General features: G+C 61.8%; 16 protein-coding genes. 11 read left to right on the top strand and 5 right to left on the bottom strand.

Going from position 1 to position 24,132, the window contains the following annotated elements; translation table 11 throughout:
* Positions 1-9 precede the first annotated feature (9 nt).
* Positions 10-1,314 (top strand): guanine deaminase, encoded by a 1,305-nt coding sequence (gene guaD / locus ACYZUM_RS05770; protein ID WP_108182165.1) that lies wholly within the window; start codon positions 10-12, stop codon positions 1,312-1,314.
* Between the two features lie 182 nt (positions 1,315-1,496).
* Here guaD and ACYZUM_RS05765 read toward each other — a convergent pair whose 3' ends face one another.
* Positions 1,497-2,261 (bottom strand): GntR family transcriptional regulator, encoded by a 765-nt coding sequence (locus ACYZUM_RS05765; protein ID WP_007961054.1) that lies wholly within the window; start codon positions 2,259-2,261, stop codon positions 1,497-1,499.
* Positions 2,262-2,616: 355 nt separating this feature from the next.
* Here ACYZUM_RS05765 and ACYZUM_RS05760 point away from each other — a divergent pair, with 355 nt between their 5' ends.
* Positions 2,617-3,807, top strand: coding sequence for a benzoate/H(+) symporter BenE family transporter (locus ACYZUM_RS05760; RefSeq protein WP_041067769.1), 1,191 nt, complete (start codon positions 2,617-2,619; stop codon positions 3,805-3,807).
* Between the two features lie 128 nt (positions 3,808-3,935).
* On the opposite strand, the gene ACYZUM_RS05755 is transcribed toward ACYZUM_RS05760, so the two are convergent.
* Positions 3,936-4,280, bottom strand: coding sequence for a YggL family protein (locus ACYZUM_RS05755; RefSeq protein WP_003223308.1), 345 nt, complete (start codon positions 4,278-4,280; stop codon positions 3,936-3,938).
* A gap of 235 nt (positions 4,281-4,515) precedes the next feature.
* On the opposite strand from ACYZUM_RS05755, the gene dacB reads away from it, so the two are divergent.
* Entirely contained in the window at positions 4,516-5,976 is a 1,461-nt protein-coding gene (dacB, locus tag ACYZUM_RS05750) for a D-alanyl-D-alanine carboxypeptidase/D-alanyl-D-alanine endopeptidase (protein ID WP_086794912.1), read from the top strand.
* Between the two features lie 158 nt (positions 5,977-6,134).
* Here dacB and ACYZUM_RS05745 read toward each other — a convergent pair whose 3' ends face one another.
* Entirely contained in the window at positions 6,135-8,522 is a 2,388-nt protein-coding gene (locus ACYZUM_RS05745) for a sensor domain-containing diguanylate cyclase (RefSeq protein ID WP_108182164.1), read from the bottom strand.
* Positions 8,523-8,670: 148 nt separating this feature from the next.
* Positions 8,671-10,941, bottom strand: a complete 2,271-nt coding sequence (gene rlmKL / locus ACYZUM_RS05740) for a bifunctional 23S rRNA (guanine(2069)-N(7))-methyltransferase RlmK/23S rRNA (guanine(2445)-N(2))-methyltransferase RlmL (protein ID WP_108182163.1) — start codon at positions 10,939-10,941, stop codon at positions 8,671-8,673.
* Between the two features lie 532 nt (positions 10,942-11,473).
* On the opposite strand from rlmKL, the gene rmf reads away from it, so the two are divergent.
* Entirely contained in the window at positions 11,474-11,689 is a 216-nt protein-coding gene (gene rmf, locus ACYZUM_RS05735; RefSeq protein ID WP_003223300.1) for a ribosome modulation factor, read from the top strand.
* A gap of 300 nt (positions 11,690-11,989) precedes the next feature.
* On the opposite strand, the gene ACYZUM_RS05730 is transcribed toward rmf, so the two are convergent.
* A complete protein-coding gene (locus ACYZUM_RS05730; protein ID WP_108182162.1) occupies positions 11,990-13,009 on the bottom strand; it encodes a quinone-dependent dihydroorotate dehydrogenase in 1,020 nt (339 codons plus the stop codon).
* Positions 13,010-13,231: 222 nt separating this feature from the next.
* On the opposite strand from ACYZUM_RS05730, the gene ACYZUM_RS05725 reads away from it, so the two are divergent.
* From ACYZUM_RS05725 to ACYZUM_RS05695, 7 genes are all read left to right on the top strand, one after another.
* Positions 13,232-14,443, top strand: coding sequence for a CmpA/NrtA family ABC transporter substrate-binding protein (locus ACYZUM_RS05725; RefSeq protein WP_108182161.1), 1,212 nt, complete (start codon positions 13,232-13,234; stop codon positions 14,441-14,443).
* A 15-nt stretch (positions 14,444-14,458) separates the two neighbouring features.
* A complete protein-coding gene (locus ACYZUM_RS05720) occupies positions 14,459-15,034 on the top strand; it encodes an ANTAR domain-containing response regulator (RefSeq protein WP_086794916.1) in 576 nt (191 codons plus the stop codon).
* A 302-nt stretch (positions 15,035-15,336) separates the two neighbouring features.
* On the top strand, positions 15,337-16,548 hold the full coding sequence (locus tag ACYZUM_RS05715) for a nitrate/nitrite transporter (protein ID WP_108182160.1): 1,212 nt from the start codon (positions 15,337-15,339) through the stop codon (positions 16,546-16,548).
* A 7-nt stretch (positions 16,549-16,555) separates the two neighbouring features.
* Positions 16,556-18,226, top strand: a complete 1,671-nt coding sequence (locus ACYZUM_RS05710; protein WP_108182159.1) for a bifunctional protein-serine/threonine kinase/phosphatase — start codon at positions 16,556-16,558, stop codon at positions 18,224-18,226.
* A 417-nt stretch (positions 18,227-18,643) separates the two neighbouring features.
* Complete coding sequence (gene nirB, locus ACYZUM_RS05705) at positions 18,644-21,097, top strand: nitrite reductase large subunit NirB (RefSeq protein WP_108182158.1); 2,454 nt, start codon at positions 18,644-18,646, stop codon at positions 21,095-21,097.
* Positions 21,094-21,411, top strand: a complete 318-nt coding sequence (gene nirD, locus ACYZUM_RS05700; RefSeq protein WP_041067740.1) for a nitrite reductase small subunit NirD — start codon at positions 21,094-21,096, stop codon at positions 21,409-21,411. Before nirB ends, nirD begins: the two co-directional genes overlap by 4 nt.
* Positions 21,411-24,125, top strand: a complete 2,715-nt coding sequence (locus tag ACYZUM_RS05695) for a nitrate reductase (RefSeq protein ID WP_108182157.1) — start codon at positions 21,411-21,413, stop codon at positions 24,123-24,125. The genes nirD and ACYZUM_RS05695 overlap by 1 nt, the downstream gene beginning before the upstream one ends.
* Positions 24,126-24,132 lie beyond the last annotated feature (7 nt).

The raw sequence follows: 24,132 nt of genomic DNA, 5'->3' as shown, positions 1-24,132 counted from the left end.
AGAACCCTCATGCCTCTGACTCGCAAAGCCTACCGCGCCGCCATCCTGCACAGCATCGCCGACCCCGCCGAGGTCGGGATCGAAGCCTCCTACGAATATTTCGAGGACGGCCTGCTGGTGGTCGATGGCGGCAAGATCAGTGCCCTCGGCCACGCCAGCGAATTGCTGCCGACCCTGCCGGCGGACATCGAGATCACCCACTATCAGGACGCGCTGATCACCCCGGGCTTCATCGACACCCACATCCACCTGCCGCAAACCGGTATGGTCGGGGCCTACGGCGAGCAACTGCTGGACTGGCTCAACACTTACACCTTCCCGTGCGAAAGCCAGTTCGGTGACAAGGCCCACGCCGACGACGTGGCCGATATCTTCATCAAGGAACTGCTGCGCAACGGCACCACCACTGCGCTGGTGTTCGGCAGCGTGCATCCGCAGTCGGTGAATTCGTTTTTCGAGGCCGCCGAGAAGCTCGACCTGCGGATGATCGCCGGCAAGGTGATGATGGACCGCAACGCGCCGGACTATCTGATCGACACCGCCGAATCCAGCTACGTCGAGAGCAAGGCGCTGATCGAGCGCTGGCACGGCAAGGGCCGCCTGCATTACGCGGTTACCCCGCGCTTCGCCCCGACCAGCACCCCGGAACAACTGACCCTCGCCGGCCAACTGCTGACCGAATACCCGGATCTGTACATGCAGACCCACATCAGCGAGAACCTCAAGGAAATCGAGTGGGTCAAGGAACTGTTCCCGGAGCGCAAGGGCTATCTGGACGTCTACGATCACTACCAGCTGCTCGGCGAGCGCTCGGTATTCGCCCACGGCGTGCACCTGTGCGACGACGAATGCGCGCGGCTGGCGGAAACCGGCTCGGCGATCTCGTTCTGCCCGACTTCGAACTTCTTCCTCGGCAGCGGCCTGTTCAACCTGCCGATGGCCGAGAAGCACAAACTGAACGTCGGTCTGGGCACTGACGTCGGCGGCGGTACCAGTTTCTCGCTGCTGCAAACCCTGAACGAAGCCTACAAAGTCATGCAATTGCAGGGTGCGCGGTTGAGTCCGTTCAAGTCGCTGTACCTGGCGACCCTGGGCGGTGCGCGGGCACTGCGCCTGGAAGACAAGATCGGCAACCTGCAACCGGGTTCTGATGCGGACTTCCTGGTACTCGACTACAACGCCACGCCGCTGCTGAGCTATCGCCTGAAACAGGCCAACAACATTGCCGAAACGTTGTTTGTGCTGATGACGCTCGGGGATGACCGCACGGTGCAGCAGACGTATGCGGCGGGGGCTTTGGTGCATCAGCGCTGAGTTTTTCCGAGGCATAAAAAATCCCCCAGCGCTTTTCAGCCTGGGGGATTTTTGTTGCCTGTCAGATTGCTATCGCTGGCAAGCCAGCTCCCACAGGTTTTCCGGTGTATCGCAGATTCGGTGAACACCACAAATCCCTGTGGGAGCTGGCTTGCCAGCGATTGGGGCGACTCGGTGTCAGCTCAAAGCTTGGCCGCCGGGCGCCCAGGCTTCTTGGTTTGCAACAGATGCGAGAACACCGCATGCAGGTCATCCGACGCACTTTCCTCATCGAGGTTGAGCTTGCTGTCGATGTGATCCATGTGGTGCATCATCAGGTCCACCGCCAGCTCACCGTTGCGCGCTTCGATGGCGTCGATCAACTGGGTGTGCTCGTCGTAGGAGCAATGCGAGCGGTTGCCGCTTTCGTACTGGGCGATGATCAGCGAGGTCTGCGAGACCAGGCTGCGCTGGAAGCTGATCAGTGGCGCGTTCTTCGCCGCTTCGGCCAGTTTCAGGTGGAATTCGCCGGACAGACGGATACCGGCACCACGATCGCCACGGGAGAAGCTGTCACGCTCGTCGTTGACCATCTGGCGCAGTTCGGCGATCTGCTCGGCGGTGGCGTGCTGCACGGCCAGTTCGGTGATCGCGCGCTCCACCAGACGGCGGGCCATGAACACCTGGCGCGCTTCTTCTACGCTCGGGCTGGCGACGACGGCGCCACGGTTCGGCCGCAACAGCACCACGCCTTCATGGGCCAGACGCGACAGCGCGCGGCGAATGATGGTGCGGCTGACCCCGAAGATTTCCCCCAGCGCTTCTTCGCTCAATTTTGTGCCGGGCGCCAGACGCTGTTCGAGGATGGCCTCGAAGATATGCGCGTAGACAATATCGTCCTGGGTTCCGCTGCGGCCGGCTTTGCCTGCTCGCGGTTGTTTCTTGAGGGGTTGCAACTGTTCGTTCATGGGCACTCGAGTCGGGAGAACTGCGGCGAATAGACCGTGACTGTAATACGGCACAGTAGGTCGCTGGCAAGTATCGCGTAAAAAACAGCGCGATTGTACACAATGGATGGTGGCAACACGACTGTATGGCTGTTTGTGACCACGGCTGTATTGCAACGATCCGTTACGATTGAGTTTAGGCTTGATCGCAGAATCCGCCTTTGCGCACACCTGCTCTTATGTAGGAGCTGCCGAAGGCTGCGATCTTTTGATCTTGCTTTCAAACATCAAAATCAAAAGATCGCAGCCTTCGGCAGCTCCTACACAGTTCAGCGTAATTGCGGGGATCTTCATCTGTATAAGGAACACCGCCGTCATGAACGACGCCACCTACACCCGCCTGCGCCCTCTCGCCGACACTTCGCCCTCAGCGATCGTTGCCGGGTTCATTGCAATGATGACCGGCTACACCAGTTCGCTGGTGCTGATGTTCCAGGCCGGGCAAGCGGCGGGCCTAAGCAGCGGACAGATTTCCTCGTGGATCTGGGCGATCTCGATCGGCATGGCGGTGTGTTCGATCGGCTTGTCGCTGCGCTATCGCACACCGATCACCATCGCCTGGTCGACCCCCGGTGCAGCCCTGCTGATCACCAGCCTGGGCGGTGTCAGCTACGGTGAGGCCATCGGCGCCTACATCACTTGCGCAGTACTGGTGACCATTTGTGGGCTGACCGGCAGCTTCGAACGCTTGGTGAAAAAAATCCCGGCATCGCTGGCGGCGGCGTTGCTGGCGGGGATTCTGTTCAAGATCGGCAGCGAAATCTTCGTCGCCGCACAACACCGTACCGGGCTGGTGCTGGGGATGTTTTTCACCTATCTGCTGGTCAAGCGCCTGTCGCCGCGTTACGCGGTGCTCGCTGCATTGCTGATCGGCACCGCGCTGTCGGGCTTCATGGGGCTGCTGGATTTCAGCGGCTTTCATCTGGAAGTGGCGACGCCGGTCTGGACCACGCCGCACTTCTCCCTCGCGGCGACCATCAGCATCGGCATTCCGCTGTTCGTGGTGGCGATGACCTCGCAGAACATGCCCGGCATCGCCGTGCTGCGCGCCGACGGCTACAACGTCCCGGCCTCGCCACTGATCACCACCACCGGCATCGCCTCGCTGTTGCTGGCGCCGTTCGGCTCCCACGGCATCAACCTCGCGGCGATCAGCGCAGCCATCTGCACCGGGCCGCACGCCCATGAAGATCGCAACAAACGCTACACCGCCGCGGTCTGGTGCGGGATTTTCTACGGGATTGCCGGGGTGTTCGGCGCGACATTGGCGGCGCTGTTTGCCGCGCTGCCGAAAGAACTGGTGCTGTCGATTGCCGCATTGGCGCTGTTCGGTTCAATCATCAACGGTTTGAGCATTGCCATGACCGAGGTGAAAGAACGCGAGGCGGCGCTGATCACGTTCATGGTCACGGCGTCGGGGTTGACGCTGTTTTCCATCGGTTCGGCGTTCTGGGGAATTGTTGCTGGAGTGCTGACCTTGCTGATACTCAACTGGCGTAAAGCTTAAAGCAAAAGATCGCAGCCTTCGGCAGCGCCTACAGGGAAACGCATATCCCGATGTAGGAGCTGCCGAAGGCTGCGATCTTTTGATCTTGCAAAAAAACGGCGACCCGAAGGTCGCCGTTTTTTTCAGTATCACTTGGCCGCGTTGATCGGCTTTTCCGGATACCAGACGTCCAGCAGCGGGCTGACGGTCATGCCGGTCAGTTCGCTACGGTTTTTCAGCCAGGCTTCAACGGCAGCGCGCTGCTCTTCGTTGACCGAGCCACGCTTCTGCAGGCAAACCAGACCGAAGTCATCGCCGCCAACATAACCCAGACCGTTGGCTTCCATGGCTTCTTTGATGAATGCTTCGAGGAAAGCGTCAATGGCTTCTTCGGACAAGTCTTCTTTGAAGTCCAGGTTCAGTTCGAAACCCAGCTCTTGGAATTCATCAACGCACAGTTTTTTGCGCAGACGCTGGGAACGGTTAGTCGCCATTGGAACAATCCTCTTAAGTAATAACGGCCGGCACTTTACCAGTTTAAGCGGTCAATTGCCCGACTCTCTGGGTACGGTGGCCGACCGCCTGTAAAAAAAATAACGAAATGGCCGCTCCGGGCAAGGCACAAGCTGTTACACCTTGGGGCATAATGCCGACACTTTCATGACCACTGAGGGCTTTTTCATCCATGCCCTCGTTATTTTTCCCCTCTTCTGCAGGGTTTTATTTCATATGATCAAATCGTTGCGTCCTCTGTTTCTTGCCGGCCTTCTTCTGCCCCTGGCCCTGCCGGTTGCCGCTGCCACTATCAATACCGCCCTCACCCCTAACGTCGAAAAAGCCCTCAAGGCCAGCAAACTGCAGCCGACCGCGCTGTCGCTGGTGATGATCCCGCTCGACGGCCCGGGCAATCCGACCGTGTACAACGCCGACGTCTCGGTCAACCCGGCCTCGACCATGAAACTGGTCACCACCTACGCCTCGCTGGAAATGCTCGGCCCCAACCATCAGTGGAAAACCGAGTTCTACACCGACGGCGACCTGAGTGGCGGCATCCTCAATGGCAACCTGTACCTCAAGGGTGGCGGCGATCCGAAGCTGAACATGGAAAAACTCTGGCTGCTGATGCGCGACCTGCGCGCCAACGGCGTGACCCAGGTCACCGGCGACCTGATCCTCGACCGCAGCTTCTTCATCCAGCCACAACTGCCGGAATTCAACGACGACGGCAACGACGAGAACAAACCGTTCCTGGTCAAACCCGACTCGCTGCTGGTCAACCTCAAGGCCCTGCGCTTCGTCGCGCGCAATGACGGTGGCCGGGTGCTGATCTCGGTGGAACCGCCGATTGCCAGCGTGCGCATCGAAAACACGGTCAAGGCGCTCAACTCCAAGCAATGCACCGGCGGCGTGCGCTACAACCCGGTGACCCAGCCTGACGGCAGCGTGACCGTGACCGTCGCCGGTCAGTTGGGCGATGGCTGCAGCTCGCAGACTTATCTGTCACTGCTCGACCATGCGACCTACACCGCTGGCGCCGTGCGCGCGATCTGGAAAGAACTGGGCGGCAGCATCCAGGGCAAGGATCGCCTCGCCGCGACCCCGAGCAGCGCCAAGCTGCTGGCCCGCGCCTACTCGCCGGATCTGGCGGAAATCATCCGCGACATCAACAAATACAGTAACAACACCATGGCCCAGCAGCTGTTTCTGAGCCTCGGTCAGAAGTACCGCAACGAAGCCGACGGTGACGACGCCAAGGCCGCACAACGCGTAGTCCGCCAGTGGCTGGCGAAGAAAGGCATCACCGCGCCGCACCTGGTGATGGAAAACGGCTCCGGGCTGTCGCGCGCCGAACGCGTCAGCGCCCGCGAGATGGCCAACATGCTGCAAGCGGCCTGGCACAGCCCATACGCTGCCGAGTACATCAGCTCGCTGCCGATTGCCGGCACCGACGGCACCATGCGCAAACGCCTGAAAACCACCGCGATGCGCGGCGAAGCCCACGTCAAGACCGGCACCCTGAACACCGTGCGCGCCATCGCCGGCTTCAGCCGCGACGTCAACGGCAATACCTGGGCGGTGGTGGCGATCCTCAACGACAAAGCCCCGTTCGGCGCGTCGTCGGTGCTGGATCAGGTGCTGCTGGATCTGTACAAGCAGCCACGTTTGCCGCAGACCGCTTCGGCCCTGTAAACCACCGTTGAACCTGTGGACGCAACTCTCTGTGGCGAGGGAGCTTGCTTCCGCTGGGCTGCGCAGCGGCCCCAATGATTTTGTGAGCGCTACGCACTCATGCGGGAGCAAGCTCCCTCGCCACAAAACAGGGTTCCACAGGGGATTGGTGTAACGGCTTAGCTCATCTGCTCCACCCGATCGCGCCCACCCTGCTTCGCCGCATACACCCCGGAATCCGCCCGCAGCAGCAGCGCATCCGCGCCTTCCCCCGGACGCCAGCTGGCGATGCCGAAACTGGCCGTCACCACCCCGACCACGTCCACCGGCGCGCTGCGCAGGCCTTGCCACAATTCCACCGCCAGCATGTACGCGTGCTCGCCGTCGATGTCCGGGCACAGCACCATGAATTCCTCGCCACCGAGACGACAGAACACATCGGTCCGCCGCAAGCGATGGCCGATGCGCTCGCACACCGCCTGCAGCACCCGATCGCCGACGGCATGACCGTACTGGTCATTGATGCGTTTGAAGTGGTCGATGTCGAGCATGATCACCGACAGCTCACCGCCGCCGCGCTCGACCCGGGCCATTTCGGTGGTCAGGCGTTCCTGGAAGTAGCGGCGGTTGTGGATGCCGGTCAGCGAGTCGGTGACCGACAGCGCCCGCAGTTCCTCTTCCACCCGTTTCAAGTCGGAAATGTCCGAGATGTAGCCGTGCCACAGCACGCCGCCGCCCGGCAGTTCCTCCGGCGTCGCCTCGCCGCGCACCCAGCGCAGGCCACGCTCGGGCAACTGCACGCGGTATTCCTCGCGCCATGGGCTGAGGCTGTCCGCCGAAGCGCGGATCGAGCTGCGCACTCGCGAGACGTCCTGCGGATGAATGCGGGTGAAAATCGCCTCGGCATTGAGCAGCAGCACGTCCGGCTCCAGCTCGTAGATCTCGCGGATGCCGTCGCTGGCATAAATCACGCTGAAACGCCCGTCGAACTCCATCTTGAACTGGTAGATGCCGCCGGGCACATGAGCACTGAGTTTTTTCAGCAATACATCGCGCGCCGCCAGTGCTTCGTGCACGCGCTTGCGCTCGGTGATGTCGATGCAGATCGCCAGATGCCCGACCCACAAACCCTGCTCATCCAGTACCGGGGTGGCAAGCATGTTCACCGGCAGATAACTGCCGTCGCTGCGCACCAGCGTCCACTCGCGCGCCTCGTGACCGCCCACTTCACCGCCCTCGACCAACATCGCGTGGCAGGTCGGAATGCTCTTGCCGTAACGCGCACTCAACTCCGCGGAACGCGCAGCCAGCTCTCGCGGCAGATGCAGGTTTTCCAGGGTCATGTGGCCGACCACATCGGTGCTGCTGTAGCCGAGCATCTGTTCCGCGCCGGGGTTGAAGGTGTTGATCACCCCGCGCAGATCCGTGGCAATGATCGCCACCTGGGTCGCGGCATTCAGCACCCCGCGCAACTGACCGTGGGTGCCGCGCAACTCCTGCTCGCGGGCGTGCAGTTCCTGCGTGCGCAGTTCAACCATGCGCAGGGCGCGCTGGCGTTGACTGACCAGCACATACAGCAACGCGCTGAGCAACAGGCTCAGCAGCGCGCCCAGCACCACTAGGCTGCTGATGGAAGAATGGTTGGCCTGTAAAAATGCCTCGCTGGGCTGAATGTCCACTTGATAATCATGGTCGGCCATGCGAACCAGACGTGTCGCGGACAGGTCGCTGGCCCCGGCCTTGTTGGCGGACTCGTAGAGCACTTCATGCTGATCGTCGGTGGACAGGTCGAGAATACGCACCGTGAGGAAATCCTGGGTTTCCTCCGGCAGTCCGTCGGCCAGCAACTGCTGCATGCTGATCACCGCCATCACGTACCCTTGCGCAGAACCTTTCGCCGCGCCCTCCTCGGTGACCGGCGCCAGCAGCAAGACGCCCCGGGCATAGGCCGGATCAATCCCCACCAGATGCAACGGCTGCGACACCGCCATGTGCCCGCTGCGGTCGGCGCGTTCCAGCGTCGCCCGGCGCAACGGTTGCGCCAGCAGGTCATAGCCCAGCGGGGTGGGCAAGCGGCTCTGGCTCTGGGTGTAGATCACCGGAACGTATTCGGGACGATCACCGGCGGTCTGCAACTGGCCGTCAGCATTCAGCTCGCGAAAGGTGAAGGTGCTGAACCCTTCGCTACGCACCGCTTGTTCGATCGCCGAACGCTCGGCATGGCTGACCCGCGGCGCATAGGAATAGGCCTGGGTGCGTAACAGAAGCGGTTTGGCATAGCCGTCGAATTCGCTACGTGAGACCGAATCGGAGTTGGCGAAAAAACGGCGCAGGCCGTCGAGACGCTGTTCCTGATCCTGGAAACGTTCTTCGATGCGGCTGTAACGCTCATTGGCCAGCAGCTGAAAGCGTTGGCGCAGTTGATGGTGAAACTGATTGAGGGTGGCCCAGGCGAGCAGCCCCGTGAGAATCCCGCCGGCGAGCAATACCAGTATCGCGACCAGCCAGGCCGAGACGTCTTCACTGATAAAACCCAGAATCTTTGGGCGCACGGGGTGCAACGACATAGGGGCAACTCACGACGCCATTGTTTCGGGGGGAAAACCCCATTGGCCATGCGTTGAGTTATAGCTATTAGCCATTAATTTGGCTAGCGCTGATCGGATCCAAGAGCCTTTAAAAATCAAGGCTCTGTGGATCCAACCATGGCAAGTGTCAACGCGCCGTGATTTTCCAGGCGCGGTGAATCTTGGTATTGCGGGCGAAATCCGGATCAATGGTCTGCGCGCTGATTTCCTCGACCGCGTAACGCTCGGCGAGGTTCTCCTCCAACTGGAACTTTCGGAAGTTGTTGGAGAAGTACAGCACGCCACCCGGAGCCAGACGTGCCATGGCCAGGTCGATCAACTGCACCTGGTCACGCTGCACGTCAAAGATGCCTTCCATGCGCTTGGAGTTGGAGAAGGTCGGCGGGTCGATGAAGATCAGGTCGTACTCGTCGCGGCTGCTTTCCAGCCACGCCATCACGTCGCCCTGCTCCAGACGGTTCTTGTCGGAGAAGCCGTTCAGCGACAGGTTGCGCCGCGCCCAGTCGAGGTAAGTCTTCGACAGGTCGACGCTGGTGGTGCTGCGCGCACCGCCCTTGGCCGCGTGCACACTGGCGGTCGCGGTGTAGCAGAACAGATTGAGGAAGCGCTTGCCGGCCGCCTCTTTCTGAATGCGCATGCGCATTGGCCGGTGATCGAGAAACAGCCCAGTGTCGAGGTAGTCAGTGAGGTTCACCAGCAGCTTGACGCCGCCTTCGCTGACCTCATTGAACTTGCCCTGCGCCGCCTGACGTTCGTATTGCTTGGTGCCGCTCTGGCGCTCGCGGCGTTTGACCACCACGCGGCTCTTGTCGACGTTCAGCGCCTGGGGGATCGCGGCCAGGGCGTCGAACATGCGTGCCGAGGCCTTTTCCGGATCGATCGACTTCGGCGCGGCGTATTCCTGCACGTGCACCCAGTCGTGATACAGGTCGATGGCCATGGCGTATTCCGGCATGTCGGCATCGTAGACGCGGTAGCAGTCGATGCCTTCGCGCTTGACCCACTTGCTCATCGCCTTGAGGTTTTTCTGCAGGCGGTTGGCAAACATCTGCCCGCCTTCGCTCAGGCGCGGCTGCTCGATCACCGGGGCCGGGGCTGGCGTCGGTTTGATCGGGTTGCCGTTCTTGTTGAACTTGCGCTCTTGCGGCTCGTTCGGGGTTTGATCGTAAGCAGCTTGCTCACGCTCGGCCTGACGCTGTTCCGGGGTCCGCCGCTCGCCGGTGACGAACTGATCCGGCAGCACTTTGATCAACAGCAGTTTGCACGGCAACGCGCCGTTCCAGAACGAATACTGTTTGTGGCTGCGAATGCCCATGCGCTTGCCCAGATCCGGCGCGCCGGTGAACACCGCCGCTTCCCAGTTCAGGCAGGCCTGACGCAGTCGCTCGCCAAGGTTCTGATAGAGGTAAAGCAGGCTGGCTTCGTCGCCCAGACGCTCGCCGTACGGCGGGTTGCAGATCACCAGACCTTTCTGGTTCTGGTCCGGACGCGGCTCGAAGGTCGCGACTTCGCCCTGATAGATCTTGATCCACTCGCTCAGACCGGCACGCTCGACGTTGTTGCGACCCGGTTGAATCAGGCGCGGGTCGGCTTCGTAACCGCGAATCCACAGCGGCGGCTTGGCCAGACCGGCAGCGGCACGCTCGACGGCTTCTTCATGGAGTTTTTTCCACAGCGCCGGGACGTGGCCCAGCCAGGCGGTAAAGCCCCACTGCTCACGGCGCAGGTTCGGCGCCATGTCGGCGGCGATCATCCCGGCTTCGACGAGGAACGTACCGACACCGCACATCGGGTCAGCCAGCGCGCCGCCTTCGGCCGCAATGCGCGGCCAGCCGGAACGGATCAGGATCGCTGCCGCGAGGTTTTCCTTCAACGGCGCCGCGCCCTGCTGCAGGCGGTAGCCGCGCTGGTGCAGGCTGTGACCGGACAGGTCGAGGGACAGAATCGCTTCGCCGCGATCCAGGCGCAGGTGAATGCGCAGATCCGGGTTGAGCTTGTCGATTGACGGACGGTCGCCTTGCGGGGTACGCAGTTTGTCGACGATGGCGTCTTTGACTTTCAGCGCGCCGAAGTGGGTGTTGTCGATGCCCGAGCCGTGGCCGCTGAATTCCACGGCCAGGGTGCCGTCGGCGAGCATGTGATCCTGCCACTCGACGTCAAGCACGCCGTGGTACAGGTCTTCAGCGTCTTTCATCGGGAAACGCTTGAGCACCAGCAGCACCCGGTTGGCCAGACGCGACCACAGGCACAGGCGATAAGCGGTTTCCATGGTCGCCATGCCACGCACGGCAGAGGTGTGCTCGCGGGCCTCTTCAAGGCCAAGCCCGACGGCTTCCTCGATGAGCAGGCCTTCAAGGCCTTTGGGGCAAGTGAGGAAGAGTTCGAAACGATCGGACATGGTATTTCCAGAGCCTTTGGCTAGTGAACCGGCAACACATTGCCGATCCGGTTTTCAATCAGGCGCTTTTCCACAAGAACGCCCGCGTGGCACGAAGGTGTGCCGTTCCATCCCCGCTGCTCGGGTTAAAAGAGCTTAGATGCCGGGACAGATAAAAAAGTTGATGAAACAAAAAGTCTTAAAGCGACCCTTCGTCGCATATTACCCAAGCGCAAACGTGGGTCATTCTCACTAAAGGATTAACCCCATCATCCAGCGCGGGGCCGATCATACCGGGGTTTGCTGCAGAAACCTTCATGAAACCCGTCGTTACTTATGGCTGTAGCACTACTTTCGTTACGTCCTTATGACAAAACGATCATTCCCTCGCTGTGACTCATTGGTTAGAACTGACCACAGGTTGACGTCGCAACGGCGTCAACACCTTGGCTCGCCACGCCGGCAGCGAGCCGCCCAACGGCAGAGTTTTTTCTGCCAGACCTCGATTGAGGTCAACGCGACGAAAACAGTCAACAAGTGAGGGAAACACCCTATGAGAAGACTTAAGCGTGATCCGTTGGAAAGAGCATTTTTGCGCGGATATCAATATGGCGTTGGTGGCAAATCCCGCGAGCTTTGCCCATTTACTCTACCGTCGGTACGCCAAGCCTGGATCAACGGCTGGCGAGAAGGACGCGGCGACAACTGGGACGGTATGACCGGCACTGCGGGGATCCACAGACTCAACGAACTTCACGCCGTCGGCTGACACAGGGCACTTATTGCAACACGACAATCTGAATTTCTAGCGACTTACCATGCACGTCCTTCCCGGACGGCGGGCTACGGCCCAGGGGCTCCTTCGAGGAGCCCTTTTTTATGCTTGCCCCGGACGATACAGATCCCTGTGGCGAGGGGATTCATCCCCGATGGGCTGCAAAGCGGCCCCGAATCCATCCACCCGAGTGAGCCAGGCGAACGGCGGATGCAAATTTTACGACTGCTGCGCAGTCGATCGGGGATAAATCCCCTCGCCACAAAAGCCCCTCATCACGAGTCCTCAACAGCCTCAGCGCAGCGCGGCAATCGCGTCGACCGATTCACGAATCAAGGCCGGGCCTTTGTAGATGAAGCCCGAGTAAATCTGCACCAGACTCGCACCCGCCATGATTTTCTCGGCCGCATGCTTGCCTTCAGTGATGCCACCCGCCGCAATGATCGGCAACCGACCACCCAGTTCCTCAGCCAACACCTTCACGGTATGCGTGCTCTTGTCGCGCACCGGGGCGCCGGACAAACCGCCCGCCTCGTCACCGTGCTCCATGCCTTCGACGCCGACGCGACTCAGGGTGGTGTTGGTGGCGATCACCGCGTCCATCCCGGTTTCGATCAGCGCCTGAGCCACCTGCGCCGTTTCTTCGTCGGTCATGTCCGGAGCGATCTTGATCGCCAGCGGTACATGTTTGCCGTGACGCAGGGCCAGTTCGGCACGGCGCGTGGCCAGATCCGCCAGCAACTGCTTGAGCGAATCACCGAACTGCAGGCTGCGCAGGCCCGGGGTGTTGGGCGAACTGACGTTGACCGTGACATAGCTGGCGTGGGCATACACCTTGTCCAGGCAAATCAGGTAGTCATCTACCGCGCGCTCGACCGGAGTGTCGAAGTTTTTGCCGATGTTGATCCCCAGCACGCCCTTGTATTTGGCCGCCGCGACCCGCGCCAGCAGGTTATCCACACCGAGGTTGTTGAAGCCCATGCGATTGATGATCGCCTCGGCCTCCGGCAGGCGGAAGATCCGTGGTTTCGGGTTGCCCGGCTGCGGACGCGGGGTCACGGTGCCGATTTCGACAAAGCCGAAACCCAGTTGCGAGAAACCGTCGATGGCCGCGCCGTTCTTGTCCAGACCCGCCGCCAGACCCACCGGATTCGGGAAGTCCAGGCCCATGACCGTCACCGGCAGGTTCGCCGGCTTCTTGCACAGCATGCCGTTGAGGCCCAAACGCCCACCCGCGCCGATCAGATCCAGCGACAGATCGTGGGAGGTTTCCGGGGAAAGTTTGAACAACAGCTGACGGGCCAGGGTGTACATGGGCGGCGATGACTCGGGCGGCGAAAAGAGGCGGCGATTATAGCCGGGCATCGCCCCCCGGCGCGAGGCGCACAGGCAAATCAGCCTGACTGGCATATGCCTTGCACTTTCAGGGTTATCAGCCCCCAGGCCAATGACGGCGTGCGGGCACGGACAATGGCGTCGTTCGCAGGTTTTGCCTGAGCAAAACCTGGGACGGCGTTTTTTTGAGGGTGGCTTTATATGAGTGATTCGTCCGTCGGGCCACTGGCCTGGGTCAACGGCAGTGATGCCCCGGAAAAAAGCGTGATCAATCTCGGTTTCATGGCCTTGAGCGACTGCGCCTCGGTGGTCGTGGCCGCCACGCAAGGCTTTGCCCAGCCCTACGGCCTGACAATCAACCTCAAGCGTCAGGCGTCCTGGGCGACGTTGCGCGACAAACTGGTCAGCGGTGAACTGGATGTCGCCCACAGCCTGTACGGGCTGATTTACGCGGTGCATCTGGGCATCGGCGGCGTGGCGCCGAGTGACATGGCGGTGCTGATGGGGCTGAACCAGAATGGCCAGAGCCTCAACCTGTCCCACGGCTTGCAGCAACTGGGCGTGACCAGTCCTGAAGCGCTGGATCGGCACGCGCACCAAACCCGCGCAAAACTGACCTTCGCCCAGACTTTTCCCACCGGTACCCACGCGATGTGGCTGTATTACTGGCTGGCGAGTCAGGGCATTCATCCGTTGCAGGACGTCGACAGCGTGGTGGTGCCGCCGCCGCAAATGGTCGCGCACCTGCAAGCCGGGCGCATCGATGGTTTCTGCGTCGGTGAGCCGTGGGCGGCAGCCGCCGTGCAGCAGGATCTGGGGTTCACCCTGGCGACCAGCCAGAGCATCTGGCCCGATCATCCGGAGAAAGTCCTCGGCTGCACCCGCGCGTTCGTCGAACAATACCCCAACAGCGCCCGGGCGCTGGTAATGGCGATTCTCGAGGCCAGCCGCTTCATTGAACAAAGCGCGGAAAACCGCCGCAGCACCGCGCAGTTGCTGAGCGCCCCGGAATATCTCGACGCCCCGCTGTCCTGCATCGAACCGCGTTTTCTCGGGGATTACGCCGATGGCCTCGGCAACCGCTGGCAGGACCCGCACGCCTTGCGTTTTCACGGCAACGGCGAGGTAAATTTGCCGTATCTGTCCGACGGCATGTGGTTCATGACCCAATTCCGTCGCTGGGGCCTGTTGCGCGAGGATCCCGACTACCTCGCGGTGGCCCGCCAGGTTCAGCAACTGGACATCTACCGCGAAGCCGCCACCGCCGTCGGTGTCGCCGCGTGGGGCAAAGAGATGCGCAGCAGCCAGTTGCTCGATGGCAAAGTCTGGGACGGCAGTGATCCGGCCGCTTACGCCCGCAGTTTCAAGCTGCACGCCCTGAGCGACGCCGCTCCTCTGCTCGCCCGCCGCTGACAGGAGACCGCCAATATGCTGCGCATTCTGCTGATCAACGACACCGCGAAAAAAGTCGGGCGCCTGAAAGCCGCGCTGATCGAGGCGGGTTTCGAGGTCATCGATGAGTCCGGCCTGATCATCGACCTGCCGGCCCGCGTCGAAACGGTGCGCCCGGACGTGATCCTGATCGATACCGAGTCACCGGGCCGCGATGTGATGGAGCAAGTGGTGCTGGTCAGCCGTGACCAGCCCCGACCGATCGTGATGTTCACCGACGAACACGACCCGGGGGTGATGCGTCAGGCGATCAAGTCCGGGGTCAGCGCCTACATCGTCGAAGGCATCCACGCCCAGCGCCTGCAGCCGATTCTCGATGTGGCCATGGCCCGCTTCGAAAGCGATCAGGCCTTGCGCGCGCAACTGCTGGCCCGCGACCAGCAACTGGCCGAGCGCAAACGCATCGAGCTGGCCAAAGGGCTGCTGATGAAGATGAAGGACTGCAACGAAGAAGAGGCCTACACCCTGATGCGCCGCCAGGCCATGAGCCGCCAGCAGAAACTGATTCAGGTGGCGGAGCAAATCATTGCCATGAGTGAGTTGCTCGGCTGATTGAAGAGCAAAAGATCGCAGCCTTCGGCAGCTCCTACAAAGGCACGCAATTTCCTGTAGGAGCTGCCGAAGGCTGCGATCTTTTGATCCTTGGCACAAATCTGGCTAAGCATTCAGCACAGGTAACCAACGGCGGTTGCCCCACCCACGACAAAGACGTCGCTCACCCCGCTCGCCCCATCGGCGAACCAGGTAGCGGCGTTTTTGCGTTTTGGCCCCACAGCCCGGGGCCGGTGGTGCGGCCGTGGCGGCGCGCCACCTGCTGTGACTCCTTTCGAGACTCTTTTCAGCTGAGGTGCGCGATGAATTCAAGCTTCTGGAAATCCGGCCACACCCCGACCCTGTTCGCAGCGTTCCTGTATTTCGACCTGAGCTTCATGGTCTGGTACCTGCTCGGCCCGTTGGCGGTGCAGATCGCCGCCGACCTGCACCTGAGCACCCAACAACGCGGGCTGGTGGTGGCGACGCCGATACTCGCCGGTGCGGTGCTGCGATTTGTGATGGGCATGCTGGCTGATCGTCTGTCGCCGAAGACCGCCGGGCTGATCGGCCAGGTGATCGTGATCTGCGCGCTGTTCGGTGCGTGGAAACTCGGTATCCACAGTTATGAACAGGCGCTGCTGCTGGGGCTATTCCTCGGCATGGCCGGTGCCTCGTTTGCTGTGGCCCTGCCGCTGGCCTCGCAATGGTATCCACCACAACATCAAGGCAAGGCGATGGGCATCGCTGGCGCCGGTAACTCCGGCACCGTGTTCGCCGCGCTGATCGCCCCGGTGCTGGCCGCGTCGTTCGGCTGGAGCAACGTGTTCGGTTTTGCCCTGATTCCGTTGATCCTGACGCTGGTGCTGTTCGCCTGGCTGGCGAAAAACGCGCCGCAGCGGCCCAGGGCCAAAGCCATGGCCGACTACTTCAAGGCCCTCGGCGACCGCGACAGTTGGTGGTTCATGTTTTTCTACAGCGTGACCTTCGGCGGCTTCATCGGCCTGGCCAGCGCCCTGCCCGGCTACTTTAACGATCAGTACGGTCTGAGCCCGGTAACCGCTGGTTACTACACCGCTGCCTGTGTGTTCGGTGGCAGCCTGATGCGCCCGCTGGGTGGTGCGCTGGCGGATCGCTTCGGCGGCATCCGCACCTTGCTGGCGATGTACACCGTGGCGGCGATCTGCATCGCCGCCGTCGGTTTCAACCTGCCCAGCTCCTACGCCGCACTGGCGCTGTTCGTCTGCACCATGCTCGGGCTCGGCGCCGGCAATGGCGCGGTGTTCCAGTTGGTGCCGCAACGCTTCCGTCTGGAGATCGGCGTGATGACCGGGCTGATCGGCATGGCCGGCGGCATCGGCGGTTTTGCCTTGGCGGCCGGCATGGGCGCGATCAAGCAAAGCACCGGCAGCTATCAACTGGCGCTGTGGTTGTTCGCCAGCCTCGGCGTGCTGGCGTGGTTCGGCCTGCACGGGGTCAAACGTCGCTGGAGAACCACCTGGGGTTCGGCGGCGGTCACTGCTGCACGCGTGTGAGGCGGCAATGCCCCTGCAACTGAGCTTTGCCCAGGCCAGCGCCACCGGACCGCGCGCGGAAAACCAGGACGCCCTGCGCCTGGTGACACCCGCCCCGGCGCTGGCCGCGAGCAAAGGCTATCTGGTCGCCATTGCCGACGGCGTAAGCCAATGCGCCGACGGCGGCCTGGCTGCACGCTCGACCCTGCAGGCACTGGCGCTGGATTACTACGCCACACCGCAAACCTGGAGCGTGCCGCAGGCGCTGGATCGCCTGCTGCTCGCGCAAAATCGCTGGTTACAGGCCAATGGCGGCGGGCAACCGTTGCTGACCACGGTCAGCGCGCTGGTTCTGCGCGGTCGGCGTTTCACCCTGGCCCACGTCGGCGATTGCCGGGTCTATCGCTGGCAGGCCGACGCTTTGCAGCGGATTTCGCAGGATCATGTCTGGGAGCAGCCGGGCATGCAGCACGTGCTCAAACGCGCGCTGGGGCTGGATCAGCATCTGGTGCTGGATTTTCTCGACGGTGAATTACGCGAGGGCGAATGTTTCGTGCTGCTCAGCGATGGCGTGTGGTCGACCTTGGGCGATACCGCAATCGCGGCGATCCTGCGCGATCAACCGGATCTCGACCGTGCCGCACACACGCTGGTCAATGCCGCGCATCTGGCCGGCAGCCAGGACAACGCCAGTGCGTTGCTGGTGCGGGTCGATGTGCTGGGCGAGGCGAGCATTGGCGACGCGCTGATCCATTTGCAGCAATGGCCACTGCCGCCAGCGTTGAAAACCGCGCAGATGTTCGAAGGCTGGCAGGTGCAGAACGTTGTCGCTCAGAGCCAGCAATCGCTGCTGTATCGAGTGCTGGACGGGCAAGGTCGGAGCTGGTTGTTGAAAACCCTGCCGCCACGGCTGGCCGATGATCCACAGGCCGGGCAGGCCTTGTTGTCGGAAGAATGGTTCCTCAGGCGTGTCGCCGGGCGGCATTTTCCTGAAGTCCACAGCGGCACCCAGCGTCAGCATTTGTACTATGTGATGCGCGAATATTCCGGGATGACCCTGGCGCGGCTGTTTCAACACAGCAGCCCGTTACCGTTGGCACAGTGGCAGGACATTGCCGAGCGTCTGCTGCGGGCGGTGGGCCTGCTGCATCGGCGGCAGATTCTGCACCGCGACATCAAACCGGAGAATCTGCACCTGGGCGACGATGGCGAGTTGCGCCTGCTGGATTTCGGTCTGGCGTATTGCCCCGGCCTGTCCGAAGACGCACCGTCAACGCTGCCGGGAACCCCGAGTTATATCGCCCCGGAAGCGTTTCGCGGTGAGCCACCGAGTGCGCAACAGGATCTGTACGCGGTGGGCGTGACCTTGTACTTCCTGCTCACGGGGCATTTTCCCTATGGCGAAATCGAAGCCTTTCAACGGCCGCGCTTCGGCGTGCCGGTGAGTGCCGGTCGCTACCGCCCGGACGTGCCGGAATGGCTTGCGCAGAGTCTGGAGCGAGGCGTGGCTGCCGATCCGCAACAGCGCTTTGAAACGGCTGAAGAATGGTTGCTGGTGCTGGAACAGGGTGAGCGACGCAGTTTGAGTGTGCGGCCCAGACCTTTATTGGAGCGCGAGCCGTTGAAGGTCTGGCGGACGGTGGCGTTGTTGGCGCTGTTGGGAAATCTGGTGCTGCTGGTGGTGGTGTTTCACCGCTGATACCGCGTCGCGCCCTTCGCGAGCAGGCTCGCACACAGGGGATTTGTGAACGACACCGATCCACTGTGGGAGCGAGCCTGCTCGCGAAGAGGCCACTCCAATCACAGCAATTCTGTCTGCCTGAATGCCCCGCGAACGAGCAACCCGCGTCGATTCGGTGCAAAAAATCCCGTCTATAACCGCTTCCGCCTAATAAACACGCCATCCTGCCACTTGGCACAACCACTGCATTACCCGTTTCACCATACATAAAGCCCAACCTTCAACGACGAAGGTTGCGCTTCCCGAGAGAACGGGACCAGGACAAAGGCGTCCTCGCTAGGCAACTAGCGGGACGCCTTTTTTTGTTTGCGCAACATTTGTCGAGCACGGCCTGACTGCCCACAAGAGGCCAGCCACCGCTCCCCGGAGAACCTGATGAAAAAACTCAAACTGGTGATGATCGGCAATGGCATGGCCGGGGTTCGCACCCTGGAAGAACTGCTCAAGCTGAGCAACGAGCTGTACGACATCACGGTCTTCGGTGCCGAACCGCACACCAACTACAACCGCATCCTGCTGTCGCCGGTGCTGGCCGGTGAGCAGACCTTCGAAGAGATCGTGCTCAACGACCTCGACTGGTACCTGGAAAACCACATCAAGTTGCTGCTCAACCGCAAGGTGGTGCAGATCGACCGGGTCAAACGCCGGGTGATTGCCGAAGACGGCACCGAGGCCGAATATGATCGCCTGCTGATCGCCACTGGTTCGACACCGTTCATCCTGCCGATCCCCGGCAATGACTTGCAGGGTGTGATCGGTTACCGCGACATCGCCGACACCCAGGCGATGATCGACACCGCCAGAACCCACAAGCACGCGGTGGTCATCGGCGGCGGCCTGCTAGGCCTCGAAGCCGCCAACGGCCTGATGCTGCGCGGCATGCACGTCACGGTGGTGCACATCGGCGAATGGCTGCTGGAGCGGCAACTGGACAAGACCAGCGGGCAACTGCTGCAAAGCGCCCTCGAAGCCCGTGGCCTGCACTTTCGCTTGTGCGAGCAGACCCAGGCCCTGCACGACGCGGGCAATGGCCGGGTCGGCTCGGTGCAGTTCAAGAACGGCGAGATCATCCCTGCCGATCTGGTGGTGATGGCTGCCGGCATCCGCCCCAACACCGAACTGGCGGAGCGCGCCGGCATCCCGTGCAATCGCGGGATTCTGGTCAACGACACCCTGCAAACCTACGATCCGCGCATCTATGCCATTGGCGAGTGCGCCAGCCATCGCGGCATCGCGTATGGCCTGGTGGCGCCGCTGTTCGAACAGGCCAAGGTGTGCGCCAACCACCTCGCGCAACTGGGTTTCGCCCGGTATCAGGGTTCGGTGACCTCAACCAAATTGAAAGTCACCGGCATCGACCTGTTTTCCGCCGGCGATTTCATGGGCGGCGAAGGCACCGAAACCATCACCCTCTCCGACCCGATCGGCGGCGTGTACAAAAAACTGGTGATCAAGGATGACGTGCTGGTCGGCGCCTGTCTGTACGGCGATACGGCAGATGGCGGTTGGTATTTCCGACAGATTCGTGAGAATCACGCCATCGGCGAGATCCGCGATCACCTGATGTTCGGTGAAAATTCTATCGGCGACGTAGGACATCAGGGCCAGGACAAAGCCATGGCCATGGCCGACACCGCCGAAGTCTGCGGCTGCAACGGCGTGTGCAAGGGCACCATCGTCAAGGCGATTCAGGAACACGGCCTGTTCAGCGTCGATGACGTGAAGAAGCACACCAAGGCTGCAAGTTCCTGCGGCTCCTGCGCCGGGCTGGTCGAGCAGATCCTGATCAACACCGTCGGCGGCGCGGCGGACGTCAAACCGAAAAGCGAAAAAGCCATCTGCGGTTGCAGCGACCTCAACCACGGGCAGATCCGCCAGGCGATCCGCGAACAGCATCTGCTGACCATCGCCGACACCATGAGCTACCTCAACTGGCGCACCCCGAATGGCTGCGCCACCTGCCGTCCTGCGCTGAACTACTACCTGATTTCCACCTGGCCCGGCGAAGCCAAGGACGATCCGCAATCGCGCCTGATCAACGAACGCGCCCACGCCAACATTCAGAAGGACGGCACCTATTCGGTGGTGCCACGGATGTGGGGCGGCGTGACCAACCCTGCGGAATTGCGGCGCATCGCCGACGTGGCCGACAAGTACAACGTACCCATGGTCAAGGTCACCGGCGGTCAGCGCATCGACCTGCTGGGGATCAAGAAGCAGGACTTGCCGGGCGTCTGGAAAGACCTCGACATGCCCTCCGGCCACGCCTACGGCAAATCCATCCGCACCGTGAAAACCTGCGTCGGCAGCGAGTTCTGCCGCTTCGGCACGCAGAATTCGACGCAGTTGGGCATTGAGCTTGAGCACGACCTGTTCAACATGTGGTCGCCACACAAAGTGAAACTCGCTGTCTCCGGATGCCCACGCAACTGCTCGGAAGCGGGGATCAAGGACGTAGGAATCATCGGCGTCGACTCCGGCTGGGAGATGTACATCGGCGGCAACGGCGGGATCAAGACGGAGGTCGCCGAGTTCTTCGTCAAGCTGAAAACCGCCGAGGAAGTCCGCGAGTACAACGGCGCGTTTCTGCAGCTCTATCGCGAAGAAGCCTTCTACCTCGAACGCACCGTGCACTACCTGCAACGGGTCGGCATGGAGCACATCAAGAAAGCCGTGCTGGAAGACCCCGAGCGCCGCAAGGCCCTGAATGAGCGCCTGCAGTTCTCCCTGTCGTTCGAACAAGACCCGTGGAAAGAGCGCCTCGCGCAGCCGCAACTGAAGAAAGAATTCGAGGTGATCCCCGTGAAAAACCTGGAGGTGCCGGCATGAACTGGCTCGATATCTGTGCCCTGGAAGAGATCAATGCCCTTGGTTCGCGGATCATTGCCGGGCCGAAAGGCGACATCGCGATTTTTCGGACGAGCGATGACGAGGTTTTCGCCCTTGACGACCGCTGCCCGCACAAGGGTGGGCCGCTGTCACAAGGTTTGATCTACGGCAAACGCGTGGCCTGCCCGCTGCACAACTGGCAGATCGACCTGCAAACCGGCGAGGCCCAGGCTCCGGACATCGGCTGCGCGCACCATCATCCGGCCCGGGTCGAAAACGGCCGCGTGCAATTGGCACTGCGGGAAGCGGTCTGATGAACCGCCAGACGACCGCCTCGACCTGCTGCTACTGCGGCGTCGGCTGCGGCGTGCTGATCGAGCATGACGGCGAGCGCATCCTCGGCGTCAGCGGCGATCCGGCGCACCCGGCCAACTTCGGCAAACTGTGCAGCAAAGGCTCGACCCTGCACGTGACCGGCGATCTGGCTGCCCGGGCGCTGTACCCGGAGCTGCGCCTGGGCAAAGGCCTGGCGCGCAGCCGTTGCGACTGGGACACGGCGCTGGATCACGCAACTCAGGTCTTTGCCCAAACCATCGCCGAACACGGCCCGGACAGCGTGGCGTTTTACATTTCCGGGCAGTTGCTGACCGAGGACTATTACGCCTTCAACAAATTGGCACGAGCACTGGTCGGCACCAACAACATCGACAGCAATTCCCGGCTGTGCATGTCGTCGGCGGTGGTCGGTTACAAGCGCAGCCTCGGCGCCGATGCGCCGCCGTGCAGTTACGAGGATCTGGAGCTGAGCGATTGCGTGATGATCGCCGGCAGTAACATGGCCTACGCCCATCCAGTCCTTTTCCGACGCCTGGAAGAGGCAAAATCGCGCCGGCCGCAGATGAAAGTCATCGTCATTGATCCCCGGCGCACCGACACCTGTGAGTTGGCCGACTTGCATCTGGCGATTCTGCCCGGCACCGATGTCGCACTGTTCCATGGGATTTTGCATCTGCTGCTGTGGGAAGACTGGATCGACCGCGACTTCATCAAGGCGCACACCGACGGTTTGCCTGAGCTGAAAAATCTGGTGCGCGACTACACCCCGCAAATGGTTGCGCAACTGTGCGGGATCAGTGTCGAGCAATTGCAGCAGTGCGCCGAATGGGTGGGCACCGCGCCAAGTTTCCTGTCGCTGTGGTGCATGGGCCTGAATCAGTCCACCGCTGGCAGCGCAAAAAACAGCGCGCTGATCAATCTGCACCTGGCCACCGGGCAAATCGGCCGCCCGGGTGCAGGACCTTTCTCTTTGACCGGTCAGCCAAATGCCATGGGCGGGCGGGAAACCGGCAGCCTGTCCAATTTGCTGCCCGGTCATCGTGAAGCGGCCAATCCTAAGCATCGCGACGAAGTGGCAGCCTGTTGGGGTGTCGATCAACTGCCTCAAACCAGCGGCCTCAGCGCTATCGAGCTGTTCGAGCGGATGCGCAGCGGGCAGATCAAGGCGCTGTGGATTGCCTGCACCAATCCCGCACAGTCCATGCCTGATCAACAGGCGGTGCGCGAGGCGCTGCAGACCTGCCCGTTCGTGGTGTTGCAGGAAGCCTTCCGCACCACCGAGACCGCCGCCTTCGCCGACCTGTTGTTACCCGCAGCCAGTTGGGGCGAGAAGCAAGGCTCAGTGACCAACTCCGAACGGCGCATTTCCCACGTACGGCAGGCCATTCTCCCACCGGGCGAAGCACGGCCGGACTGGGCGATCACCGTGGATTTCGCACAGCGGCTGGAGAAACGTCTGCGCCCACTTCAGCCGAGCCTGTTTGCTTTCGAGCAGCCGGCGCAGTTGTTCGACGAATACAAACAACTGACCCGTGGACGCGATCTGGACTTGTCGGGCCTCAGCCATCAATTGATTGATGAACTGGGACCGCAGCAATGGCCTTTTCCGGCCGGCGCCCGGCAAGGCACGGCACGCTTGTATGGCGACGGGATTTTTCCCACGGCTAACGGTCGCGCGCAGTTCGTCGCCGATCCTTATCGCGCCGCCAAAGAACAACGCGATGCACGGTTCCCACTGACGCTGATCACCGGCCGCCTGCGCGATCAATGGCACGGCATGAGCCGCACCGGCACGGCAGCGCAATTGTTCGGGCATGTCAGCGAAGCCGTGTTAAGCCTGCACCCGGACGAGTTACGCCGGCAGCGCTTGCAGCCGGGGGATCTGGTCAACCTGAAGAGTCGGCGCGGTGCCGTGATCGTCGCGGTCGACAGCGATGACGGCGTGCGCCCCGGTCAGGCATTTCTGCCGATGCATTGGGGCGACCGGTTTCTCAAGGGCGGGGTCAACAGTCTGACCTTGCCGGCCTTCGATCCTTTGTCGAAACAGCCCGAACTCAAACACAGCGGCGTGCGTCTGGAAGCGGTAAATCTGCCATGGCACTTGTTCGCCCTGATCGAGGGCGATGTTCAACGGCATTTCGAGACGCTACGACCTCTCTGCGAGGCGTTTTCCTATGTGAGCCTCAGCCTTGTCGGACGTGAGCGGCCCGCGCTGCTGATACGCGCTGCCAGCGTCACGCCGCCAGAGCCGCAACGGCTGCGCGACATCGACCAGTGCCTGACGCTGCTCGACGGTCCAGTGCTGGCCTACGACGACCCGCGCCGCGCCATTGGCAAACGGGTACGCATCGAAAACGGCCGAATCACCGCAATCCGCCTCGCGGGCGAAACCCTGGCTCAGCACTGGCTGCAAGGCTTGTGGCTGGAGGGTCGCGCCGATGAACAACTGCGCCGCTGGCTTCTGGCGCCGATGAGTGCGCCACCCGGCAATGCCGGCATTCAGGCCAATCCGGGCAAAACCCTGTGCAACTGCAAAAACGTCAGTCACAGCGCGGTGTGTGCCGGAATTCGCCAAGGCCTGGATCTGCAAGGTCTCAAACAACAACTGGGGTGCGGCACGCAATGCGGCTCGTGTGTCCCTGAAATCAAGCGTTTGCTGGCCGCTGATCTGCAGCCGGTATCGGTCATCTGAAGGAAAA

Source organism: Pseudomonas sp. m6p (genome assembly GCF_055760375.1).
The sequence above is the reverse complement of the archived record's forward strand: the minus strand, read 5'-3'. Positions and strand labels throughout refer to the sequence as shown.